The organism is Paracoccus aestuariivivens, from assembly GCF_009711225.1.
Lineage (GTDB): Bacteria > Pseudomonadota > Alphaproteobacteria > Rhodobacterales > Rhodobacteraceae > Paracoccus > Paracoccus aestuariivivens.
On sequence record NZ_WMIE01000009.1, the window covers coordinates 81,856 to 103,666 of the forward strand.

Below are 21,811 nucleotides of genomic sequence, written 5' to 3' on the forward strand. Positions count from 1 at the left end.
TCGGGCTTTGATGCCTGAATGTGGACCGAGATGTTTGTGTTCATTCACTATGCAGTTGCGCTCGCGGTCTCCGTGCGCGTGCTTTTGCGTCCCCGTCTGGAACCCACGGTTCGCTTGTCATGGATCCTCGTGATCGAGTTGGTCCCGCTGGTCGGAATCATCGCCTATGTGCTGTTCGGAGAGATCCGCGCCCGCGGTGCCGAGGTCGAGACGATGGTCAATGTCCGCAGCCGCCTATCTGGCCTGTGGCGGCCAAATCCGGAACAGGTGCGCGAACCTCCGGATTTCGCGGCCCCACTGATCGCGGCGAATCGCGCAACGACCGGCTTTGTCGCCGTTCCCGGTAACCGCGCCACATTGCTTGCCGAGGATGACAGCTCCATCACCGATCTTGTCTCGGCGATCGACGGCGCGCGCAACCATGTCCATGTGTTGTTCTATATCTGGCTGGACGATGTCTCGGGCCGTGCTGTTGCGGATGCCCTGATCCGCGCCGCGCATCGGGGCGTGAAGGTGCGGGCGGTGATCGATGCTTTCGGCTCGCGTGCCTTCGGGCGGTCCGATGCGTGGCGGCGGATGCAGGCGGCGGGTGTCGAATGCGTCGAGGCGTTGCCCTTGGGACTGCCCGTCATCGGTGCGCTGATCCATCGGATGGACCTGCGCAATCACCGCAAGATCGTCGTGATCGACCATGTGCTGGGCTTTACCGGCAGCCGCAATTGCGCGGACGGTGCCTTCGCCGTCAAACCGCGTTTCGCTCCTTGGGTCGATGTCCTGCTTCGGATCGAAGGCCCTGTCGTCAGGCAGATGCAGGCGGTGTTTCTGCAGGACTGGATGAATTACACCGGCGAGGATCTGGGGCAGTTGCTGCTGACCTCGCCATCGGTGCTGGATCAGGGCGATATCGCGCAGGTCGTCGCCACCGGACCGGATGACCGGCAGGGGACGCTGTCGGATTGCATGGCGACGATGATCCATGCCGCCCGAGAGCGGTTGGTGATCACGACACCCTATTACGTCCCCGACAGTTCACTGGATTCGGCCATCCGCACCGCCGCAAGGCGGGGCGTCGATGTGACCATGATCCTGCCCGCCCGAAACGATTCACTGGTGGTCCAGGCGACCTCGGAGGGTTTCTATTACGGGCTCGTCTCGTCGGGGGTGAAGCTGATGCTGTTCAAGGAAGGGCTGCTGCACGCCAAGATCATCACGGCAGATGGTCGCATGGCGATGCTGGGCAGCGCGAATATGGACCGTCGCAGTTTCGAACTGAACTATGAAATGAACATGCTTTTTCTGGGCGAGGAACTGACCCGCGATCTGGACGTCAGACAGGAATCCTATATCGCGCGGGCCGAATCGATTACGATCAGCGAGATCCGCGCTTGGTCCCTGTGGCGGCGTTTGCGCAACAACCTGCTGGCTCTGGCCGCTCCGATCCTGTGAACCGAGGACAATATGACCGAACTGGCCGATCAGCATATCGTCGATGGCGCGCCCGCTTTGCCCGAGGCGCAGATCCGCACCTATCTGGAGCGTCTGGCCGGTTGGCAGCTTTCGACCGATGGCAAGTCGATCCGGCGGGACTGGAGCTTCAAGGGGTTCAAGCAGGCGGCGCAACTCGCGAATCTCGCGGCGTGGCAGGCCGAAGCGGCCAACCATCATCCCGACATTTCCTTTGGCTGGGGACAGGCCAGCGTCACCTTTGCGACCCATTCGGCCGGAGGAGTGACGATGAACGATCTGATCATGGCGGCACGGCTGAATCGGGCAATTGGCTGACCGGCAAGCTTGGCGTGTCCAAATCTTCCGCATCTCCGATGTCGTCTTTCGATGGGCGCGTGCGATTGCGGTCGCGTCTTCGGTCGATCATCTTACCGCACGTCGACTGGGCTGGTCAGGACCGCGCAAGACGGATTACGGTACGGGCGTGGATAGAAAACCATCGCAACCATCGGGCAGGATGCGCCAATGTGCTCAGATCCTGCCGGACGGTTTCACGGTAACGCATACTGACACCGATCAAAAATTGACGAGGACGTAATGGCTGTGCGGCCAAGCAAATGGTTCGAACGAAAGTCCCGAGAGCGCACGATGCGCCTATGGGCGGAGATGGCCGAAAGTGTCCAGTTCATGCCGCAGGGCCAGATCCGCCGCCTGACAGACGAGGCGCTGGGACTGCGTGCCAGCCTGAATCGTTTTCTGATGCGGGGGGACCGCAAGGCGTCGATTTCCCAAGCGGCGCTTGACGCGCTGAACCTGCCTGGCGGGACGGATTGGCGCTGGCGTCCGGGTTTCATGGCGGGACATATCACGCCTCGGGGCGTGGCAAGTCCTGTGCCCGGAACCCGGCTTGGCGACCGCGCGGCGGTCTGGCACGACTGCGAGGAGCAGGCCATCGTGCTGGAGCAGGTGCAGAACCCGCGCGCGACCGATCTTTCGCCATTCGGGATGCGGCTCGAAGTGTTCAGCTTCAGCGGCAGTTTCCTGTCGATCTCGATCGACCTGCCTACGGACGCTCTGGAGGGGTTGACCTGCAACCATATCGTCCGGCTCGAGACCTCGATGGTGGTCGAGCGTCCGATCAGCGTGTTCGCCCGTCTGAATATCGGCCACGGTCCGAATACGGACGAAATATTACAACCGTTGCAAGGGCTTGAGTCCGGCTTGCAAAGCCAGCAGGTTATCGAATTCGACCTTGCCTATATCGAGATGAACGAAAAGCGGTTGGAAAAGATCTGGCTTGACCTGATCTTTGAATCCCCCGGCATGTGTGCGGTCGAAATCCGTGAACTGTTCTTGTCCCGCCATATGCGGGCCGATTTCTGACGAGGCCAAATTGGATCAATTCGAATCGCTCGGACTGAAAAGTGGCATCTGGGAGGGTATTCTGCGGCGTGAAACCGCGCCGGCCCGCTTGGTGCTGGTGCATATGGGCGCACGCGTCGGCGATGCCCGATCGACCCCGCAGGCCGATGGCAGTTGGCGCGTCGCCGCAGCAATCCCCTCGCAACGGCTGTCGGACGGGGTGCAAAGCTTTCTTCTGATGGAGGATCAGGGCGAGGACAGCCAGCCGCTGCAACCCGGCGCGATGCATCTGGCTTCGCTCGATATTGTCGCTGGCCGCCCTTTAGAAGAAGACACGCGCGCCGAGATGAACCTCATGCGTGGCGAGATCGACCTTCTCAAGCGCGAGTTGCGCCGGATTGCGACGAAGCTAAACGGCTAGGGTCTGGCCCAGTAGCTATAGGCGCCGACCTCGCGGAAGCCCAGCTTGTCATAGGCGGCTCGTGCGCCGGTGTTGGCGCGGCTGACCGCCAGCCCAAGACGGGGCGCGTCGTTTTGCGCGGCCCAGTTTGCGGCGGCATGCAGCAACCAGCTTGCCATGCCAAGGCGGCGGAACTGTGGCGCAACCTCGATCGCGTGGATCATGGCGACCGGCCCTTCAATGGCGACAAACGCCGATCCGGCCGCCCTGTCATCCATCCGGCCAAGGATTGCGGTATGTGGTCCGCGCACGCGTTCCATCACGGCCTGTCGGGGCGGCGAGATGTTGCCTGCCGCCCAAAGGTCGCGTTGCACTTCAAGCGGCGGCCAGATCGCGAAAGCCGTCAGGGCCGGAAGCTCCGCCGCAAGTCCGGCGCAATCCATGGCCATGATCGCAGTCGGCGTTTCCCGCTGGTAGCCCCGCCCGATCAGCGCATCGCGCAGCGCAATGTCGGTGTCGGCCATACGAAACATCGGCCTTTGGTCCCATTCGCGATGCACGGCCTCGGCTGCGTCCAAATCGGCGGGCTGCCAGTCAGTCCCGAGCGCGATGGTCGAACTGACCCGTCCACCGGCCCCCAATCCGCGCCCCGTCCGCAGCGCGCCGGAGTTGCGGTATTCCGCCGCAGGCCATGTCGCCTCGAAGGCATCGGCAATGGACCTGTCGGGCGTCACAGTTCCAACCTGTGCTTCAACGCTGCCATTGCCTCGGCCACGCGGGCGGCATCAAGGCCGCGGACGACCAGATTTGTGCCCCAGCCCGCCGGATCCTGAAACGGATAGGAGCCCAGCGACAGGTCCGAGAATTCCTCTGCTACGGCCTTCAGCCCTTCGGCCACATCGCTTTCTCCGCGCCGGACAAGGACGGTGTCCGACTGCACCGGACGCCCGCCCGGTATCTGCGGGATGAGCCAAGCGACCATGCCACGGAAGACTTCGGGGACGCCCGCCATGACATGGGTATTGCCGATCGAGAAGCCCGGAGCCCCCGAAACCGCATTGTCGATCAGCTTCGCTCCGACCGGAATTCTGGCCATACGCAGGCGATTTTCGGTCAGCTCGGTCCCCATCCGGTCGCAGCGTGCCTGCAGGATGGCGCGTGCCTCGGGGTGGATCTCGACGCGGGTGCCATGTGCCTCGGCCACGGCATCCGCGGTGATGTCGTCATGGGTCGGGCCGATACCGCCCGAGGTGAACAGCAGATCGTAGGCTCCGCCAAGGCTTTTGTCGAAGGCACGGATCGCGGCAACGATCTGGGCGTTGTCATCCGCGACGACGCGGATTTCGCGCAGATCGAAGCCGGTCGCGGACAGGACACCTGCTAGGTGATGGGCATTGCCTTCGCGCGTGCGGCCCGAAAGGATTTCGTCCCCGATGACGAGGATGGCGGCGGTGGGATTGTCGGATTGCATGTGACGCTCCTCGGGCGTGCTTTTTCTCGTCACAATGTATAGGTCTGCGGCTGGGACTGGAACAAGTGGCCCTGCGGGACTATCTGTGGGGCAACCATGCATGAGGACAAGATGAACGACGCACGCCAGACCCGTGAGGGTATCCGTATCCATGAGCCTCAGGATTTCGAGGGCATGCGCGCGGCCGGGCGGCTTGCGGCGCAAATTCTTGATGAGGTCGGGCCACTGGTCCATCCCGGCGCGACGACTGGCGCGCTGGATGATTTCATCCGCAACCGGGTCGAGGAACTGGGCGCGGTCAGCGCCACCATCGGCTATCGTGGATATCAGCATGCCAGCTGCATCAGCGTGAACCACGTCGTCTGCCACGGCATCCCGGGCGAGAAAATTCTGTCCGAAGGTGACATCCTGAACATCGACGTCACCGTGATCGTCGATGGCTGGTACGGCGACAGCTCGCGCATGTATGTCGCGGGCAAGCCCAGCGTGAAATCCAAGCGCCTGGTCCAGGTGACGCATGACAGCCTGATGAAGGGCATCGAGGCCGTCCGGCCCGGCGCGACCTTTGGCGATATCGGCTTTGCCATCCAGTCCTATGTCGAGGCGAATCGCATGTCGGTCGTGCGCGATTTCTGCGGCCACGGTCTGGGCCGCGTCTTCCACGCCCCGCCGAACGTCCTGCATTTCGGCCGCCCCGGCAAAGGCCCTGTCCTTGAGGAGGGGATGTTCTTCACCATCGAACCGATGGTCAATTTGGGGCGTCCCGAAACCAAGGTCCTTGCCGATGACTGGACGGCTGTGACCCGCGATAAATCGCTCTCGGCCCAGTTCGAGCACTCGATTGGCGTCACGGCCGATGGCTGCGAGATATTCACGCTTTCGCCCGGTGGACTGTTCTACCCCGACTTCAACTAAGGGCGCTGACAGCCGCGCCGTTAGCTTGGAATTCGACACACGAAAACGGGCGTGGCAAGCGGCGCGCCCGTTTTCGTGTCAGGTCTTGCGGATCGTGTCGCCCGGTCGGAATGTCGGAGCCAGCGCGACGATGCCGTCCTCGGGCGCGGTCTCTTTGCCGGCGACGATGCGGGCCGCACGGCGTCCGATTTCGATGCGACGGGCGTCGGTCGTGGTCAGCCGCATCGGCAAGCCATCCAGAAGATCTACCCCGTTGAAACCGGCAAGCCCCAGCCTGTTCGGAATGTCGAAGCCCTTTTCCAGACACCACAGCAGACCACCTGCGCCGATCATGTCGTTCGAGAAATAAAGGAAATCCAGATCTGGCTCGCGGGTCAGGATGCGCTCGGTCAGCTCGCGGCCCTTCTGCAAGGACGAGCCGCCCTGATAGTATTCCCGCGCAGCCAATGTGACGCCTGCTTCGGACAGGCGGTCCTCGAAACCGGCAAGACGTTTTCGGGCGCGGTGATCCTCGGGCATATGCGTGCCGATGAAGCCGATGCGGCGATAGCCTGCATTCAGGATTTGTTCAGCCATTTCTGCACCTGCACGACGATGCGAGATGCCAACGACCGTGTCGATCGCATCGCCGTCGATATCCATGATCTCGACCACCGGCAATCCGGCATTGTCCAGCATGGCACGGGCCACTGCGCTGTGTTCCAATCCGGCAAGGATCACCCCTGACGGACGCCATGACAGCATGTCATACAGGACCGCGTCCTCGCGGGATGGGCTGTAATTCGTCACGCCGACGACCGGTTGCAGGCCGGTATCGTCAAGCTCGGCCGAGATCCCGCCCAACACATCGGGGAAAACCATGTTCGACAGCGACGGGATCACGACGGCGACCAGATTGACGCGCTGGCTGGCCAGACCGCCAGCGATCTTGTTGGGCACATAGCCCAGCGTCCGCGCGGCGGTCAGGACTTTCTCGCGGGTGGACGCGGAAACGTCTCCTCGATTGCGCAGCACGCGGCTTACGGTCATCTCTGAGACGCCAGACGCTTCCGAGACATCACGCAAGGTCAAGGGACGGCGGGGTTTTTTCATGTTCATGACAATTCCGGCACGAAATCATGTTACCGTTATCGCGTATGACCCGTCGCGGCAAGCTTGCCAATCCCGCGGCGAGCGGGCAAAAGAGTATCCGGCGGCCCCGTGGCTCAACTGGATAGAGCAGCCCCCTCCTAAGGGGCAGGTTACAGGTTCAAGTCCTGTCGGGGTCACCAATCTCATCATGTCGGATAGCGAAAAGCAAACGCCGGTTTCGTGCGTTGATCGGAGATTGCAGTTTGTCCCATCCATTATGTCGGATTTGCGCGGGTAATTGGCTGTTTTCTGGGTGTTTTTGACGTCTTATACCCCATAAGTTGCTTTATATAGTTGTTTACATCCATAACGTGTAATGCCAGATTTTATCCAGATCGGCAGGAGCTGGGTATGGATCTGCAATTCTTTGACGCTGTGAAGTCGCAAGTGAAACTGGTGGTTTGGGATCTCGACGACACGTTCTGGCGTGGAACCCTCTCGGAAGGGGGCGTCGAACAGGTGCAGGCTCATGTCGGAATGGTGCGCGAACTGGTTGATCGCGGCATCATGTGCTCGATCTGCTCGAAGAACGACTTTGCGCAGGCACGCGCCGTGCTGGAAGCCGTGGGTGTCTGGGATCTTTTTGTCCTGCCACATATCGCCTGGTCACCTAAGGGACAGGCGATCTCTCGGATGATCGACGAGATGGGATTGCGCGCCGAGAACGTCCTGTTTCTCGACGACAACCACCTGAATCTTGAAGAGGCTGCGTTTTTCTGCCCCGGGATTATGGTGCTCGATGCGTCGAAGGGCCTGAGCGGGCTGATGGATCTGCCGCAACTCAAGGGCAAGGACGACCGCAACCATACGCGGCTTGCCCAATATAAGGTCATCGAACAGAAGAAGGATGAGCGCGAGAATTCTGGCCTGAGCAATATCGCCTTCCTGCGGCAGTCCGACATCAAGATCAGGATCATCACCGATGTGGAAAACCACATGGATCGGGTGCTCGAGATATTGAACCGGACCAACCAGTTGAACTTCACCAAGCTGCGCGCCAACACCACCGAAGAGCGTGCGGCGCTGGACGAGCTGCTGGCCGTCTCGGGGATGCATGCGGGGCTTGTGCAGGTGCAGGACCGTTATGGCGATTACGGTGTCGTGGGGTTCTTCTGTGTCCGGACGAAATTCTCGGGCACGACGGTTCACCATTTCGCGTTCTCGTGCCGGACCCTCAATATGGGGGTCGAGCAATGGGTCTGGGACTATCTGGGGCGGCCCGAATTCAAGGTCGTCGGGCCTGTGGCGAATAATCTGGACGAGCACGGCAAGGTGGACTGGATCAGCGAGGTCACCGACTTCCAGACCGGAACGAACCAGTTGGACGAGCGTAGGCTTTGCCTTGTTGGCGGCTGCGATCTGTTGCAGGTTTCGTTCTATTGCGGCACGAACCGCGACGAGTTCGTCAACAAACAAGACGATCACGGCATGTTGGTCCGCTATGACGATGTCGGTTTCATCCTGAATCCTCGGGTCAAGCAGCTGAAGCATTCTTTCCCGTTGAATATGCTGGTCGGTCAAAGTCTTGCTGACATGCAGGCCTTTGACCGCTCGATCACGGAATCCGATTTGATCCTGCTGTCGCTTTACTTCTCGGTGCCGAGTGATCTGTTCTTCACCTATGGCGGTTCGGAATGGGGCGGCGAATTCTGGGCAACCATCCCGCCGCGCCGTTTCAAGAAGTTGATGGCCAATCCGAACCTTGCGACCCGTTTCTCGAAGGAAATGTATCACCGCCGCCTGCCGCTGGATGCGCGGCTGGCCATGGCGCGTAAAAGCTTCGAACGGGTCGATTCACTGCGTCGCCCCGAGGCTCCGTTGTTCATCCTGTCGGCGGTTTGCCAGCATGGCGAGCAGGCCAAACGGACGGTCGAGATCCGCGAGGGATACAACGCGACCTGTCGGGATTTTTGCAAATCCGTGCCGAATGTCCATTTCATCGACATCGACCGGCTTCTGGCCCCCGAGGATTTCGTCGACAGCGATCACTACACCCGTACAGGCTATTTCCGGATCGCGGAATTCGTGAACAACTACGCGAAAGCACCGGTCGAGGGCCCGACGATTGATCGGTCCCGTCGCGACGGTGACGGCTTGCAGGCCGCCTGACCTGCGCGATGACGGGACCGGACGTCCTTTTCGATGGCGAGCATGTGCAACTGCTGCATTTCCGCAGGGACTCGCGGATCGGACTGCTGACGTTCGACATCATGCATGCCCGAGCGAATGGCCGGAATGCCTTTGGCAAGAAACTTTGCGAGCGGATCGGCTACGATCTGCTCGCCGTCGTGCCTAAATATCCCTGCTGGTATCCGGCCGAGGAAATGCGCCGGATTGCGTCGATCAGCGGTCAGATCGGGGGGGCTACGAGAATTGCCTATGGCGCCTCGATGGGGGGCTATGGCGCATTGCGCTGGGGCAGGCAGATGGGTGCAGAGGTCGTTCTTGCCTGCAGTCCGCAATACAGCATCGACCCGAAAGCCATTGGCGATGGCGACCGCAGATACGCGCGGCATTTCCGGCCGGATGTTCACCTTGATATGGATATCCGGCCCGAGCACATCCCGACGGGAAGTGTCATGATCTACGATCCTTGCTTCAGGTTGGACCGGATCCACGCCGACAGGATGTTGTTCCCGTCTGTAACCGGAATTCCGCTGCCACATATGGGGCACCGGACGGTAGAATGTCTGGCCGGAAGCGTGCTGGCGACGTCGGTATTCGAGGGACTGATCGCCGGCAGGATCAGCGCCATCAGGAAGGTGCTTCTTGAGCGGCGGAAAATTACGCATTCCTTTCCTATCCATCTTGCGCAAGCCGCCTTGCAGCGTGGCAAACTGGAACTGGCTGACCGGATCGCGCAAAAGGTGATCGAGCCTTGGTCTCGTCATCGCCTGCTGGCTCAGATTGCCGGAAAGCGGCAAAACTATTCGGGCGCCGCAGACCATTTCCGCAGCGCCCTTCTGGTTCGTCCTGAATGCAGACTGACACGGCTTCAGCTTGGGAAGCTTGGTCAGCCATCGTTACTCGGCCATGAAGACATCGCCCGAGAAGCGCCCGCGAAAACCCGGCAAGGCACGCCATAGCGTTTGCCCCGTTACGAAACGGCTTGCGCGGGCTTCGCTGCCGAACAGCGTCGTTCGATGCGCCGACATCGTGTAACCGGTCGCGTCGGTCATAGTATAGCAATCCTGCACCTGATGGGCAAAGCGCAGCCATGCAGCCGAAGGATTTGCCAATCTGAGTTTGACCGTGTTTCCGGCAAGATCCGGTGTCGCCGCCAGAATACCGCCATCGGCTTCAAACCCGTAATTCGGGCATGTCGCCGCGCCGCCGAACGCATCGTAAAGATCCGATCGGTCGAACAGCGTCTCGCCCGGACGCAGGGTAAATTGAACAGTCACCGCATCGCCCGTTTTCGAGACGGTGTAAGTGATGTTCCACGGATTGCCGGCCTCGGATTCGGTGATCGCCCAATGGCAGGTCTCGCCGATCAGGATCTTGGTTGCCCCGTCGATATGGGCGTTCTGGTCATTGATTGGATAGATGCGCTGCCATGTCGCGATGATCCCTTGCTGCTCAAGCGTCAGACGGTATTGCAGGCCAGGGGTGGCATAGACGTCGCCATTTGAATCGACATCCGAGCCGTTGACGACCGTGACGAGCCGTGGGGGCCTGCCGAACAACCGCGTCGCTTCGGCAAGGGTTGCTTCATGCGCGACGCGGAAATCCTGCTCATAGATGCTTGAAGCCTGATCCTTGGCCGAAGAACCCTGAAACAGAAAGACATACGGGCACGAGATCTGGACGGAGAACTCGTCGGCAAGGCGCTTGCATTCCCGCATCCAGTACAACTGGTTGCGACCGACCGGACTTGTGTCATCTGGTCGCCATTCGGCGATGTAGCGACCGCCATAGCCGTGATCGACGATGATCGCGCCCTTGTCGGGCACCCCTTGATCCCGCCAAGTCGCCGAGCGGCAGTATTGCAGTGTGTAAGCGGGGGAAACACGGCCCAATCCTGTGGCCGAAGCAAAACCTTTGGCGGGGGCGAGCTGATTGATCGCTGCCATGCCACTGCCCGACCAACCAGCGCCCGATGGGCCAACGGCATTCCCGCTCTCGTCCAGTAATCCGGACAGGTAGTAAATCTGTCCTTGCGTTGCGGCGTCCAGCGTGGCGGCAAGCGGATCTTCGGACGAGCGGTTCTCGGACTGGCCATAAACCAGCAGAATTTCCAATGCGGTGACGGTTGGTCTGGGGGCCGTCACGCCCCCCGCCGAAAATCCGCGACGACCTCTGGCATGGTGATCGGCCAGTTCTGCCCTTCGGGGCGCCCGACAATCGCAAGGCGGTGGAGCGTGCCGTTCAGATAGCGTCCCGTGATGAATCGGGTAGGTGCAGGATCGGTCAGACCTGTATGCGCAACTGACACAAGTCCTCCCGACACATCGTGCCCCGACAGCACGTCAAGCACGTCGTCGATTTGTCCGCTAATGATGATCCTCGCGCCGTATGGGGTCGCACCCAGAGACAATGCGCCCATTCCTGAAACCGGGCCGACCGCTTGCAAAGTGCCGGAGCTGTTGCGCAGTTTCAGCGTGGTGCCGGTGCCGTCCAGAAGCTGGCCGGAATAGGCTCCGTAGCTGTTGATCGTCAGATCGGCGACGGCGAACATACCGTCGGTGGTCGCAAGGCCCGACAGAACCTGCGTCTGCAGATAGTAACCGCCGGAAAAGGTGAAGCCCGTTTCGCCGTGTTGGATGGCATTTCCGCTGCCCGTCCGGCTGAATACGAACTTGCCTTGCCCGATCGGGCTGATCGACGTGACGTCGGTCTGGGTTCCCGCAAAGGTCGAGGCGGCATCAAGATAGGCCAGCGTCACCGCGGCATAATCGATTACCGGGATCACGGGGGCGGCGACGGTCAGCACGGCGGTCTCGGCCCGAACCGAGTCCTGCGTGTTCGTCCAATCGACCGAAAGCAGATACTCGCCCGGATCGGCCAGTTCCATCGTCATCATGCCCTGATCCAAACGCGACTTGATCGACACGCCGTTCAGGGTGAAATCCCAGTTGGCCACCGGAACGGGCAGGCCCGTAGCGGCACCAAGGGTCAGGGTGATGCTGTCACCCAGCGTTGCGGTCAGGGGCAGGATCGTCGGCTGCGCGGTAATGGTCGGAGGCGTAAGCTTTTCGGCATTGACCAGCACCTCGCCCCTTGCGTTCAGGACTGCGACCTTGACGCCCCGATAATGTACGGCGGACAGTTCGCTGAACAAGGCCGGATGGACCTCTCCGATGATTTCGACGGGCATGGCTCAGACCTCATGGCATGGACAGGGATGTCCCGCATTATCCGTGAGGCATCACGGGCGTTGCGTCCGGGCCGGTTGCAACGATCAGATCGGGGCCGAACCGGTCTCGGATTGGTTTTGTCGCCAAAGGTCGGGGGTCGTTCCTTCGGATTCGCGAAACACACGGATCAGGTGCGAGGCGTCGCAAAAGCCGGTTTCATCGGCAATCCGCGTGACGGTGCGGTCGGTATGCTCCAGCAGCATCCGCGCCTGCGCCAGACGGATGCGGACCGAGGCATCCGCAGGGGGAATCCCCAGATCCGAGTTGAAATGCCGTTCAAGCTTGCGCCGACCCACGCCCAGATCGCGGGCAATGCGCGCGATGGACAATGGTGCCTGCAGATTTTGCTGCATGGTCAACAACGCACGCCGGACCAGCGGATCACGCGGAGAAAGCTCCAGCGGCAAGCCCGGCTGCGGGCGGTCGCCCTCCATGGGTTCATCGATCATCAGGATCGAAAGGCTTTTTCGCGCAGCTGCACGTCCCAGATGCCGGTCGACCAGAAACGCAGCCAGATGGGCCGCGCTGACTCCGCCCGAGCAGCTTAGCCGGTCGCGATCCACGACGAAAATCTGATCGGAAATCGGCCTCATCCGGTCGAACTCGGACAGAAAATCCTGATGATGGAACCAGCTGACGCAGCAGCGATAACCGTCCATCAGGCCCAGTCGCGCCATGGCAAAGACACCAGTGCACAGACCGGCCAGACCGACCTTGGCTGCGGCGGCTTTTTGCAGGAAGGCGGATTGCTCAGCGGACAATCCCGGCCCGCCATCGATCAGGCCACCGACGGTCACGATATAATCGAACCGCGCCGGATCCCCCAAGCGTTCTTCGGGTTCGATCCTGACCCCGCAAGAGGATTGGACGGGCGCCATATCCGGCGACAGGACGCTCCAATTGCAGCGGATCTGGCGCGAGCCATCGCCGTCATCCGCCGCCAGTCGCAGCACATCGACGAAGGTCGCGAAGGCCGAAAGGGTAAAGCGCGGCGCCAGAATGAAACCGATATTCAACCTTGGCCGTACTGACGCGGAGCCTTGCGATGGTTCGGTCGAGAGTTTGGTCATGTGTCGCGAATCAACCATATTGACTGTCGCCATCATGCCATCACCCGACTGCTGATCCAGTGGTGATGCCGCAAACTATGACAGATGTCTGGTTGCTGCTGCGGCCTCGGGCATATCTTCGGTTTCTTCCGCGGCTGCGACAAGGTCGCGGGCTTCTTCCTCGTCTTCGTCCTCAAGCGCGGGGGGCGTTTCGCCTGCCAGAAAGTTCCCGAGCTTCTCGAGCCCGGGAATATGGTCGGCCAGCACCCGCAGCACGACCAGCAGCGGCACGGCGACGATCATCCCCAGGACCGACCACAGCCATGCCCATAGCGCGACCGTCAGGAACACGACGACGGTGTTTAGCTGCAATTTGCGCGAGACGAAATAGGGTGTGATCAGCTGCCCTTCGATCGCGGTCAGCCCCAGATACGTCAGCGCCACCATGAAAGGCGTGAACAGATCGTCGAAAACGAACACCCCGACAACGAAGGCGATGATGATGCCGAAAACTGAACCCAGATAGGGAATGAAATTCAGCAGGAAACCGACCAATCCAAACAGCACCGGAGAGGGCATTCCCCATGCCCACATCCCCAAACCGATGGCAAAGCCCAGACAGGCATTGATCAGGGTAATGGCCCCCAGATATGAGCCAAGCCGGTCCTCGATCTCGCGCAGGGCCAGATAGGCCGCGCGCTTTTCCCGCATCGTGTCAAAGCTTTGCACGATCTTGAGATACAGCAGATCGCCAGACGCGATCATGAAGAACAACAGGAACAGCGTGAATATGATCTGGCCGACAAAGGCCGGTCCAAGGTTCAGAACGCTGCTAAGCGTCGTGCTGCTGGGGGGCGAGTTGACCTCGACCTGGATATGTTGGTCGGGCGGTTGCGGCGTCCCGGGCGAGGGGATGCTGGTCACCTTGCCGGTAACCGTGCCGACCAGATCCGGATTGGGCGAGGTGGGTTCCGCTGCATCTTCTCCGTTCTCTTTCGGTTGTCCGCCGCCGGTCAGTTCGTCGATTTTCTTCGCGGCGCGCTCGATGCCCTCGAAATTGCTGCGGATCTCGTCCAACCGCATTTCCAGCCGACTGCCGATTTGCGGCGCGTCCTCGATCAGGCGGCTGATCGGGCCGGAAACCAGCCCTCCGATGCCGACCAGCATCACGATCAATCCCAACGAGACGAGGGCGGCGGTCACGGTCGCGCCGACCCGCCAGCGCTCCATTGCGCGACGGAACGGGACGAAGACGAAAAACAGCAGAAAGGCCAGCGTGACTGGCATCAGGAAATCGCGGGCCTGCGCTACGAAGCTGAACAGCAGGATGATGAAAATTCCGATCACGGCCCAATTCGCGATCGTCAGGCGCGAAACACCTTCGGTCTGAGGCAGGCTGGGGAACATGTGGTTCTGCTGATCGGAAGGTGTCACGGTCCGGAATTCCTCGCGTCAGAAGCGATGCATTCCGGAAACGCGAACCCCGCGAACAGGTTCCTGTCCGCGGGGCCAAGCTTGTTCAAATCATAGGCAGGGAAGATTACAGCGGGTGGTCGCCGGTCGCGTCTATGACGCGGGTGGGCAGACCCAGATCGCCCAGAAGCTCAAGGAACGGCCGGGCCGGAAGCTCCTCGACATTGGCCATTTTCTTCACGTCCCACGTGCCGCGCGCGACAAGGATTGCCGCCGCAACCGGAGGCACGCCAGCGGTGTAGCTGATGCCTTGGCTGCCTACCTCGTTAAAGGCTTCCTTGTGATCGGCGACGTTGTAGATGAAGACCTCGCCCGATTTGCCGTTCAGCGAGCCTTTGACCAGATCGCCGATGCAGGTTTTGCCTTCGTAATCGGGCGCGAGGCTGGATGGGTCGGGCAGCACGGCCTTGACCAGTTTCAGCGGCACGACTTCAAGCCCTTCGGCGGTTTTCACGGGCTGCTCGGACAACAGGCCCAGATTTTGCAGCACGGTGAAGACGTTGATGTAGTGCGCGCCGAAACCCATCCAGAAGCGCACATCGGCGTCTTTGTAGCGGGCGGACAGGCTGTGGACCTCGTCATGGCCCGACAGATAGGCGGTCTGCTTGCCGACGACGGGCAGATCCCATTCGCGGCCGACCTCGAACATCTTGTTTTCCTGCCACGCGCCTTTCTGCCACGAATAGACCGTGCCGGTGAATTCGCGGAAGTTGATTTCGGGATCGAAATTGGTGGCAAACCAGCGGCCATGTGAACCGGCGTTGATATCGACGATGTCGATCGACTCGACCTTGTCGAAATACTCGTCCTCGGCCAGTCGTGCATAGGCATTGACCACTCCCGGATCGAAGCCCGCGCCCAGAATGGCGGTGACGCCCGCAGCCTCGCAGGCCTCGCGACGCTTCCATTCGTAGTTGCCGTACCACGGCGGGATCTCGCAGACCTTCTCGGGGTCTTCGTGGATCGCGGTGTCGATATAGGCGGCGCCGGTGTCGATGCAGCCTTGCAGCACGGTCATGTTCACGAAGGCCGAGCCGACGTTGATGACGATATTCGCATCGATTTTGCGGATCAGTTCGGCCACGGCATTGCTGTCCATGGCGTCAAGCGGATGGGCAGTGATCTCGACCGTATGACCTTTCTCACGGATGCTCGAGATGATCTTGTCTGCTTTGGACACGGTTCGGCTGGCGATGTGCAGCGTTCCGAACTCCTTGGCATTCTGCGCGATTTTATGCGCGACCACCTGGGCGACGCCACCGGCGCCGATGATGAGCACGTTCTTGGCCAATTCAGTCTCCTTTTCGAGGGCAAAAGAAAGCGGGGTCTGGCTTTCGCCTGGGTCGAAGCTCAGGACAGGCTGGATTTGTAGTCGTCGTAGGAAAAGCGGCGAATCTCGCGGATTGTTCCGTCTTCGTCTTTGATCACGATGGCGGGCATGGCGACGCCATTGAACCAGTTCTTCTTGACCATGGTGTAACCGGCGGCATCGGCGATGCTGATGCGGTCGCCGATCTGCAGCGGAGCGGGGAAGTGCCCTTCGCCGAAAATATCGCCCGCAAGGCAGGTCTTGCCCGCGATCTGGTAGGCGTGATCGCCGTCCTGCGGCAGCTTCGCGGTTTCGCGATAGATCAGCAGGTCCAGCATATGGGCCTCGATGCTGCTATCGACGATGGCGACGTCCTTGCCGTTATGGATCACATCCAGAACCGTGACCTCCAGCGACGAGGATTTGGTGATGCTGGCCTCGCCCGGCTCAAGGAACAGTTGCACGCCGAACTTTGCTTGGAACGCCTTGAGGCGGTCGGCCAGCTTGTCCAGCGGGTAGCCCTCGCCGGTGAAGTGGATGCCGCCGCCCAGCGAAACCCAGTCCAGCTTTTCAAGGAAACTGCCGAATTCGTTCTCGATGCGGGTCAGTTGTTGGTCGAACAGGTCGAAATCGCCGTTCTCGCAGTTGTAATGGATCATCACGCCCGAAATGCGGTCGAGCGCGCTTTCCAGACGCGACAGATCCCATTCACCAAGACGCGAGAAGGGACGCGCAGGATCCGCCAGATCGAACCCGCTGGTCGAGAAGCGCGGGTTCAGGCGCAGGCCCATGGTGATATCACGCTCGGCAGCCTTTGCGCCGAAGCGGTCAAGCTGGCCGAGGCTGTTGAAGATGATCTTGTCGGCGTAACCCAGCGCCTCGTCGATTTCGTGATCGGCCCAAGCGACCGAATAGGCATGGGTTTCCCCGCCGAATTCCTCATGACCCAGACGCAGTTCGAACAGCGAGGACGACGTGGTTCCGTCCATGAACGGGCGCATGAAATCAAAGGCCGACCATGTGGCAAAGCATTTCAGCGCCAGCAGGCATTTCGCACCCGAGCGTTCGCGCAGGTATTGGATGCGCTCCATGTTGACCCGCAGTTTTGCAAGGTCGATCTGGTAGAAAGGCGTTTGCAGATCGGACATGGCGGAACCCCTGTGGCAAGACCCGGTGCGAATGAAGTGGCTCATTTAGGGCCACTTGCTTGGTTTCGCAAGGAATGGTGACTTGTCGGTGACGCGGCGACGATTGTATGCGCCGCATCGTCCTATTCGTCGACGATCGACAGGATCTTCGGCAAGGCGGGGCAGGGCAGAAGCTGGTTCTTGGCCACATCCGCCAGCGTGTGGTTGTGCAGGAAGACATAGACATGCGCCGAAAGGCTTTCCCACAGCCGGTTCGACAGCGTCTGCGCCCGCGAGCCCGAAATCCCGCCCGAGGCACCCGCGCCGATATGCAGGGCGCTGACCGTTTCGTCGACCGCTTCGAGAATATCGGCGACCCTGATGGTTTCCGGAGTTTTCGCAAGGCGATAGCCGCCGCCCGGACCGCGGACCGACTCGACCAGACCGGCACGGCGCAGGCGCACGAAAAGCTGTTCGAGATAGGGCAGCGAGATGTCCTGACGCTTCGAGATTTCGGCCAGCGACGTAAGGTCATCGCCTTTGGCAATCGCCAAATCGGTCAGGGCGACCATCGCGTAGCGTCCTTTTGTGGACAGTTTCATATTTGCCTCCTATGCCATTGCATTGACGTGACGCGATCTTTCAGGCTAATCCGCCTTCGCCGTCTTTGATTGCGTCTTGCCTATGCTGGACGCGCTTCCCAGATTGACGATCTAGAGCCGCGCCGTCACAGGGTCAAGAAACCCGAGTCCAAAGGAAGCCCATGCCCGAACTGATTTTCCCCGGTCCCGAAGGTCGTCTTGAGGGGCGTTATCACCCGCAAGCGGCACCGGATGCCCCCATCGCCATCATCCTGCACCCGCATCCGCAGTATGGCGGGACGATGAACAACCGGGTCGTCTACAACCTTCACTACGCTTTCCACCGCATGGGCTTCACCGTCATGCGGTTCAACTTCCGCGGCGTCGGCCGCAGTCAGGGCGAGTTCGATCAGGGCATCGGCGAATTGTCCGATGCCGCCTCGGCGCTTGATTACCTGCAAGCGATGAACCCGAACAGCAAGCATTGCTGGGTTGCGGGCTTCAGCTTCGGCGCGTGGATCGGGATGCAGCTACTGATGCGCCGCCCCGAGATCACCGGCTTCATCTCGGTCGCGCCGCCTGCGAACATGTATGACTTCAGCTTCCTTGCGCCGTGCCCGTCCTCGGGGTTGATCATCAACGGCACGGCTGACCGCGTCGCTCCGCCCAAGGACACGCATACGCTGGTCGGCAAGCTGCGTGAGCAGAAAGGCATCACGGTCACGCATCAGGAAATCGAAGGTGCGGATCACTTCTTCCGCGACGATGAGGCGCATATGAAGCCGATGATCGACAATGTGCAGGCCTATGTCCGGCGGCGCCTGACGGAAAACACCCGCTGATCCATTCGCGCCCCGGTCCTGCCGGGGCGTTTTTCATTGCGGCTGGCATTCCCCCTAGGGTTCGAGATAGGACCGGCCCGCGACGAAAGGAGCCGCGCATGAGCGATCTGACTGCCCGTTTCGGTTTTCTGAACGAAGCCGACAAGCTGAAATCCGTTGAGCGTGCCAATGTGCTGATGGATGTGTCCCGTGCTGAAAACAGCGCCGAACATAGCTGGCACGTCGCGCTTTTCGCGATGATTTTCGGGGCGAGCGACCGCGCCATTGCGATGATCTTGCTGCATGATCTGGTCGAGGTCGATTGCGGCGATCACCCCATCCATCTTGTCCACGACACGGCTACGGTCGAAGCGGCCGAGCTTGCCGCCGCGCAGCGTCTGTTCGGCATCCTGCCCGATGGCGATGCCTTGCTTGCCTTGTGGCAGGAATTCGAGGCCGGTTCGACAGACGATGCCCGCATCGCCAAACGGATGGATCACATCCAGCCGCTGTTTCAGGTTCTGAGTTCGCCGACACCCCTGCCGGACCATCTTGCCATCGTCGCCGACAATATGACCACCGGCCGCGCCGCGCGCCTGTGGCAGGAATGGCCCGAGGCGATGCATGCGGCAGAAGCCATGCGTGACGGCAGGGCAGTCGATGGTGCTTTGGCAGGCCAGCTTGCCTTTCTGGCCGAGGCCGATCGCCTGAAGTCGGTCTACCGCGCCAGCACGCTTTGCGATGCCTCGCGTCGCGAGAACAGCGCCGAACACAGCTGGCATCTGGCCCTTTACGCGCTGGTCATGGCACCGCATGCGGGTGAGGGCGTCGATATCGGTCGCGTGATCCGCATGTTGATCCTGCATGATCTGGTCGAGATCGACACGGGTGACGTGCCGATCCATTCGCAAGACGGCTCGGCCCATCACAGTGCGACCCAGATGGCCGCCGAAGACGCAGCGGCAGATCGGCTTTTCGGAATGCTGCCTGCCGAACAGGGTCTGGCCCTGCGGGCTTTGTGGACCGAATTCGAGGCCAATCAGACACCGGATGCGGTCTTTGCCAAGTCGCTGGATCGCGCGCAACCCGTGATGCAGAACATCGCCTCGGGTGGCGGAAGCTGGGTCGAATATAACGTGACCTACGCGCAACTGGTCGAGCGCGTCGGTGTACGGATCCAGCGCGGTGCGCCCACGATCTGGGACTGGCTGGATGAGAATTCACAACTCTATTTCGCAGGCTGATTCAGGCTCGGTATGCAATCGCATACCGGCCTTTTCAACACCTCACATTGCGGCTATAGCGCAGGCAGCCGAATCCTAACCGAAGGGACCACCCATGTCGAAGATCAAGGTAGCGAACCCCGTCGTCGAGCTCGACGGCGACGAGATGACCCGGATCATCTGGGACTTCATCAAGCAGAAGCTGATCCTGCCCTATCTGGACGTCGACCTGAAATACTACGATCTGGGCATCGAAGAGCGTGACCGCACCGAAGACCAGATCACCATCGATGCCGCGAATGCGATCAAGCAATATGGCGTCGGCGTCAAATGCGCGACCATCACCCCTGACGAGCAGCGCGTCGAGGAATTCGGCCTCAAGAAGATGTGGAAGTCGCCGAACGGCACCATCCGCAACATCCTTGGCGGCGTGATCTTCCGCGAGCCGATCATCTGCAAAAACGTGCCGCGTCTGGTTCCGCATTGGACCAAGCCCGTCATCGTCGGCCGCCATGCCTTCGGCGACCAGTATAAAGCCACCGATTTTCGCTTCCCCGGCAAGGGCAAGTTGACGATCAAATTCGTCGGCGAAGACGGCGAGACCATCGAGCACGAAGTCTTCCAAGCGCCGTCCTCGGGCGTCGCCATGGCGATGTACAACCTCGACGAGTCGATCATCGACTTCGCGCGGGCCTCGATGAACTACGGCCTGCTGCGTGGCTTCCCGGTGTACCTCTCGACCAAGAACACCATCTTGAAAGCCTATGACGGCCGCTTCAAGGATCTGTTCCAGAAGGTCTACGAGGAAGAGTTCGAAGACAAGTTCAAGAAGGCCGGCATTCACTACGAACACCGCTTGATCGACGATATGGTGGCCTCGAACCTGAAATGGTCGGGCGGCTATGTCTGGGCCTGCAAGAACTACGACGGCGACGTGCAGTCGGACACCGTCGCGCAGGGCTTTGGCTCTCTGGGTCTGATGACCTCGGTCCTGATGACCCCCGATGGGCAGACGGTTGAGGCCGAGGCCGCCCACGGCACCGTGACGCGCCACTACCGCGAGCACCAGAAGGGCAACCAGACCTCGACCAACTCGATCGCCTCGATCTTTGCCTGGACCGGCGGTCTGAAGCACCGCGCCAAGCTGGACAGCAACGAGGCGCTGATGAACTTCGCCCAGACGCTGGAAAAGGTCACCGTGCAGGCCGTCGAAGACGGTCACATGACCAAGGACCTCGCGCTGCTGGTTGGTCCGGACCAGAAATGGTTGACCACCATGGGCTATCTGGAAAAGGTCGACGAGTACCTGAACAAGGCTCTGGCTGGCTAATCTGCCGTATAGTTTTGCGAAAGGCCGGAGGAAACTCCGGCCTTTTTCCGTTTTAGGCGGGGCAGGGATGTGCAAAGCGGCTTAACAGTCCGGCCTCGTTGCAGTATGGGACGCGCAGGTCAATCCGGAGTCCCCGCCATGAAAGCTGCCGTCATTACCTTTCCCGGTTCGAATTGCGACCGCGATCTCGCCGTTGCGCTGAGCCAGGCCGGAGCCGAGGTGACGCGCGTCTGGCACAAGGACGAGGCGCTTCCCGCCGGAACCGATCTGGTTGCCGTGCCGGGCGGCTTTTCCTTCGGTGACTACCTGCGCTGCGGCGCCATCGCCGCCCATTCCCCCATCGCCAATGCCGTGCGCGCCCACGCTGCTGCCGGTGGCTATGTGTTGGGCATCTGCAACGGCTTCCAGATCCTGACCGAACTGGGCTTGCTGCCGGGCGCGTTGATGCGCAACGCTGGCCTGACCTTCGTCTGCCGCGAGGTCGGTCTGCAGGTCGCGACCTCGGCAAGCCCCTTCACCGCAGGTTATGCCAAGGGTGATGTGATCCGCGTGCCGGTCGCCCACCATGACGGCAATTACCAGATCGACGCCGAGGGCTTGGCCGCGCTGAAGGATCAGGACCGTATCGCCTTCACCTATGCGCCGGGCATCAACGGCTCGGTCGAGGATATCGCGGGCGTCCTGTCCGAGAACCGCCGCGTGCTGGGCATGATGCCCCACCCTGAACGCGCCGCCGAATCGGCTCATGGCGGGACCGATGGCGCAAGGCTTTTTGCCGCGCTTGTGCAAGAGCTTGCCACAGTCTGACTTGAGTGC

At 60.9% G+C, this 21,811-nt stretch carries 21 protein-coding genes and 1 tRNA gene; 12 read left to right on the forward strand and 10 right to left on the reverse strand.

The genetic code is table 11. The features are described from left to right. Positions 1-30: 30 nt before the first annotated feature. From cls to GL286_RS14800, 4 genes are all read left to right on the forward strand, one after another. Positions 31-1,446, forward strand: a complete 1,416-nt coding sequence (gene cls / locus GL286_RS14785; RefSeq protein WP_246184968.1) for a cardiolipin synthase — start codon at positions 31-33, stop codon at positions 1,444-1,446. A gap of 12 nt (positions 1,447-1,458) precedes the next feature. After that, positions 1,459-1,782, forward strand: a complete 324-nt coding sequence (locus GL286_RS14790) for a 4a-hydroxytetrahydrobiopterin dehydratase (RefSeq protein WP_155096346.1) — start codon at positions 1,459-1,461, stop codon at positions 1,780-1,782. 261 nt (positions 1,783-2,043) lie between these two features. Continuing rightward, positions 2,044-2,829 carry a DUF6478 family protein gene (locus GL286_RS14795; protein WP_155096347.1) on the forward strand — a complete coding sequence of 262 codons (786 nt, stop codon included), beginning with the start codon at positions 2,044-2,046 and terminating at the stop codon, positions 2,827-2,829. A gap of 10 nt (positions 2,830-2,839) precedes the next feature. Next, entirely contained in the window at positions 2,840-3,229 is a 390-nt protein-coding gene (locus GL286_RS14800) for a hypothetical protein (protein ID WP_155096348.1), read from the forward strand. Here GL286_RS14800 and GL286_RS22875 read toward each other — a convergent pair. Both GL286_RS22875 and GL286_RS14810 read right to left on the reverse strand, forming a co-directional pair. Next, on the reverse strand, positions 3,226-3,942 hold the full coding sequence (locus GL286_RS22875; protein ID WP_170295216.1) for a GNAT family N-acetyltransferase: 717 nt from the start codon (positions 3,940-3,942) through the stop codon (positions 3,226-3,228). The two genes, GL286_RS14800 and GL286_RS22875, sit on opposite strands and share 4 nt — an antisense overlap. Continuing rightward, positions 3,939-4,679 (reverse strand): competence/damage-inducible protein A, encoded by a 741-nt coding sequence (locus GL286_RS14810; protein ID WP_155096349.1) that lies wholly within the window; start codon positions 4,677-4,679, stop codon positions 3,939-3,941. Before GL286_RS14810 ends, GL286_RS22875 begins: the two co-directional genes overlap by 4 nt. 111 nt (positions 4,680-4,790) lie before the next feature. Between GL286_RS14810 and map the strand changes: the two genes are divergently transcribed. Next, positions 4,791-5,594, forward strand: a complete 804-nt coding sequence (gene map / locus GL286_RS14815) for a type I methionyl aminopeptidase (protein WP_155096350.1) — start codon at positions 4,791-4,793, stop codon at positions 5,592-5,594. Between the two features lie 78 nt (positions 5,595-5,672). Here the strand turns inward: map and GL286_RS14820 are convergent, their stop codons facing one another. After that, positions 5,673-6,692 (reverse strand): LacI family DNA-binding transcriptional regulator, encoded by a 1,020-nt coding sequence (locus GL286_RS14820; protein WP_155096351.1) that lies wholly within the window; start codon positions 6,690-6,692, stop codon positions 5,673-5,675. A gap of 96 nt (positions 6,693-6,788) precedes the next feature. On the opposite strand from GL286_RS14820, the gene GL286_RS14825 reads away from it, so the two are divergent. From GL286_RS14825 to GL286_RS14835, 3 genes are all read left to right on the forward strand, one after another. After that, positions 6,789-6,865, forward strand: a tRNA-Arg gene (locus GL286_RS14825). A 211-nt stretch (positions 6,866-7,076) separates the two neighbouring features. Then, a complete protein-coding gene (locus tag GL286_RS14830; protein ID WP_155096352.1) occupies positions 7,077-8,834 on the forward strand; it encodes a hypothetical protein in 1,758 nt (585 codons plus the stop codon). An 8-nt stretch (positions 8,835-8,842) separates the two neighbouring features. Then, positions 8,843-9,811, forward strand: a complete 969-nt coding sequence (locus GL286_RS14835; RefSeq protein WP_155096353.1) for a tetratricopeptide repeat protein — start codon at positions 8,843-8,845, stop codon at positions 9,809-9,811. Here GL286_RS14835 and GL286_RS14840 read toward each other — a convergent pair. The 7 genes from GL286_RS14840 to iscR all read right to left on the reverse strand — a co-directional run bounded on the left by GL286_RS14840 (position 9,749) and on the right by iscR (position 17,642). Beyond that, positions 9,749-10,996: a hypothetical protein gene (locus GL286_RS14840; protein ID WP_155096354.1), complete on the reverse strand. Its 1,248-nt coding sequence runs from the start codon at positions 10,994-10,996 to the stop codon at positions 9,749-9,751. The two genes, GL286_RS14835 and GL286_RS14840, sit on opposite strands and share 63 nt — an antisense overlap. Then, on the reverse strand, positions 10,993-12,042 hold the full coding sequence (locus GL286_RS14845; RefSeq protein ID WP_155096355.1) for a hypothetical protein: 1,050 nt from the start codon (positions 12,040-12,042) through the stop codon (positions 10,993-10,995). The genes GL286_RS14840 and GL286_RS14845 overlap by 4 nt, the downstream gene beginning before the upstream one ends. A gap of 84 nt (positions 12,043-12,126) precedes the next feature. Then, the gene (locus tag GL286_RS14850; RefSeq protein ID WP_155096356.1) at positions 12,127-13,188 is read right to left on the reverse strand and encodes a GlxA family transcriptional regulator; all 1,062 of its coding nucleotides are present in this window, start codon (positions 13,186-13,188) and stop codon (positions 12,127-12,129) included. A 39-nt stretch (positions 13,189-13,227) separates the two neighbouring features. Next, complete coding sequence (locus GL286_RS14855; RefSeq protein ID WP_343038902.1) at positions 13,228-14,565, reverse strand: AI-2E family transporter; 1,338 nt, start codon at positions 14,563-14,565, stop codon at positions 13,228-13,230. 106 nt (positions 14,566-14,671) lie between these two features. Further along, a complete protein-coding gene (locus GL286_RS14860) occupies positions 14,672-15,895 on the reverse strand; it encodes a saccharopine dehydrogenase family protein (RefSeq protein ID WP_155096357.1) in 1,224 nt (407 codons plus the stop codon). Positions 15,896-15,954: 59 nt separating this feature from the next. Continuing rightward, positions 15,955-17,061, reverse strand: a complete 1,107-nt coding sequence (gene nspC, locus GL286_RS14865) for a carboxynorspermidine decarboxylase (protein WP_155096358.1) — start codon at positions 17,059-17,061, stop codon at positions 15,955-15,957. 122 nt (positions 17,062-17,183) lie between these two features. Then, positions 17,184-17,642, reverse strand: a complete 459-nt coding sequence (gene iscR / locus GL286_RS14870; protein WP_155096359.1) for a Fe-S cluster assembly transcriptional regulator IscR — start codon at positions 17,640-17,642, stop codon at positions 17,184-17,186. 161 nt (positions 17,643-17,803) lie between these two features. Between iscR and GL286_RS14875 the strand changes: the two genes are divergently transcribed. From GL286_RS14875 to purQ, 4 genes are all read left to right on the forward strand, one after another. Continuing rightward, positions 17,804-18,463 (forward strand): alpha/beta hydrolase, encoded by a 660-nt coding sequence (locus GL286_RS14875; RefSeq protein ID WP_155096360.1) that lies wholly within the window; start codon positions 17,804-17,806, stop codon positions 18,461-18,463. A 98-nt stretch (positions 18,464-18,561) separates the two neighbouring features. Then, positions 18,562-19,686, forward strand: a complete 1,125-nt coding sequence (locus tag GL286_RS14880) for an HD domain-containing protein (protein WP_155096361.1) — start codon at positions 18,562-18,564, stop codon at positions 19,684-19,686. A 94-nt stretch (positions 19,687-19,780) separates the two neighbouring features. Then, positions 19,781-20,995: an NADP-dependent isocitrate dehydrogenase gene (locus GL286_RS14885; RefSeq protein ID WP_155042296.1), complete on the forward strand. Its 1,215-nt coding sequence runs from the start codon at positions 19,781-19,783 to the stop codon at positions 20,993-20,995. A 138-nt stretch (positions 20,996-21,133) separates the two neighbouring features. Continuing rightward, a complete protein-coding gene (gene purQ, locus GL286_RS14890; protein WP_155096362.1) occupies positions 21,134-21,802 on the forward strand; it encodes a phosphoribosylformylglycinamidine synthase subunit PurQ in 669 nt (222 codons plus the stop codon). The last annotated feature ends 9 nt before the right edge of the window (positions 21,803-21,811 follow it).